A 1,381-nucleotide genomic window follows, 5' to 3' on the forward strand; every position below is an offset into this window, starting at 1 on the left:
GTTTTTTAACAGATTTTGATCATATGATCAAAATAGTCTGCAAACTCAAAAACAGAAGTTTGATTTGGGCTCTGACTTTTTACAGGACCATCAATATCTGAGTTTCGGTCCGATTTTATGGTCGAATTAACAACCGGGTTAAAGAAAGAATCTCATCTCAAAGACGGATCCATTCGGAAAATCGGTATCATTGATCGCTTGACCCACTGCGCGACCTGTTCATTTTATGATAGTGAAACCGATTCCCTGGTTCTGGATTACTGGGTGACGCCGGAAACCAGAAAGGCGTTTAAAAATCATTTTTCCAGTATACTCGATCTGTTCCAAAGCTTCCAGGCTCTGATTTTTCTGAACCTGTATTCGGTCACTAATAGGCTGAAACAAGATCTGTACAGATCCCAAAGCCTTTATGTGAATGAAACCGTACCGGTGCTGCCATCGGATGAACGGATCATCCGGTTTGAAGATCTGGTCCTGTTCAAACAAGGGGTGACTGATCCTGTTTATGCCAAATCGCTTTCCGACGGAGAACATCAATTTCTGCACACCCTGGGGCTTTGCCTGCTGTTCAAAGACAAAAATGCGCTGTTTCTGCTGGATGAGCCGGAGACCCATTTCAATCCGGACTGGCGGTAAAAGTTGATTTCACGGATCAGGGACTGCTTTGCCTCTTCCCATCCAAAGACCATCCGGGAGATGCTGATCACCACCCATACCCCGTTTTTGATATCAGACAGTGAGCCTGAGAAAGTGATGGTTTTTAAAAAAGGGAAACAGGCCGTTACTGTTAAACGGCCGGATTACAATACACTTGGCGCTTCCATCAACAAGATCACCATGAAAACCTTTGATAAAAAAGAGACCATCGGCGGCTATGCCCAGGAGATTTTGAATACACTGAAGGAACGATTTAAAGCCGGAGAGGACAAAGAAACGCTTCTTGAAGAGGTCAATCAAAGGCTCGGGGATTCAATTGAGAAGGTCCTTTTTACCAAAACCCTGCTTGACAGTATGGAAAAGGATAAAGACTGATGCTGTTTCCGTATGTCTATGTTCCGCATCCCATGGAAATACTGAAGCATTTTTTAGATTTTATTTTTTTTGAAGTCTGGTGCAAGGCGCCTGTGTCCGGCCCCTATAGCTTTGCCCTGTTTGATGATCTGCCTGAATTGAAAGAACTGGTGGAGACTTTTCATTATTCGGATACAAAAGGTGCAGACTTTTTCAATGGACATGTGGAGCGTATCTATCAAATTTTTTCAAATCTTACCAAAGCTCAGATTACGCAACAGTGCTGACGCATAAATAATAAAAGGTCGGCCGAAGTTGTTCCGCCCACTCCTTTTTGGGAAAATTCCGCCTTTCCTTCTTTCAGAAGGCA

At 43.4% G+C, this 1,381-nt stretch carries 3 protein-coding genes; all 3 read left to right on the plus strand.

Translation table 11 applies throughout. From position 1 onward, the window contains the following. Positions 1-117 precede the first annotated feature (117 nt). From B147_RS32885 to B147_RS0109875, 3 genes are read left to right on the plus strand one after another with little or no spacing between them, the layout of a single operon-like run. Positions 118-636: an AAA family ATPase gene (locus tag B147_RS32885; protein ID WP_020587040.1), complete on the plus strand. Its 519-nt coding sequence runs from the start codon at positions 118-120 to the stop codon at positions 634-636. 3 nt (positions 637-639) lie between these two features. Next, positions 640-1,032 (plus strand): hypothetical protein, encoded by a 393-nt coding sequence (locus B147_RS32890; protein WP_020587041.1) that lies wholly within the window; start codon positions 640-642, stop codon positions 1,030-1,032. After that, positions 1,032-1,298, plus strand: a complete 267-nt coding sequence (locus B147_RS0109875; protein WP_020587042.1) for a hypothetical protein — start codon at positions 1,032-1,034, stop codon at positions 1,296-1,298. Before B147_RS32890 ends, B147_RS0109875 begins: the two co-directional genes overlap by 1 nt. Positions 1,299-1,381: the final 83 nt, after the last annotated feature.

Source organism: Desulfobacter curvatus DSM 3379, from assembly GCF_000373985.1.
Lineage (GTDB): Bacteria > Desulfobacterota > Desulfobacteria > Desulfobacterales > Desulfobacteraceae > Desulfobacter > Desulfobacter curvatus.

Coding starts and splice junctions, on each gene's coding strand:
- B147_RS0109875 (WP_020587042.1), top strand. CDS start 1,032: ATGCTGTTTCCGTATGTCTATGTTCCGCATCCCATGGAAATACTGAAG.
- B147_RS32885 (WP_020587040.1), top strand. CDS start 118: ATGGTCGAATTAACAACCGGGTTAAAGAAAGAATCTCATCTCAAAGAC.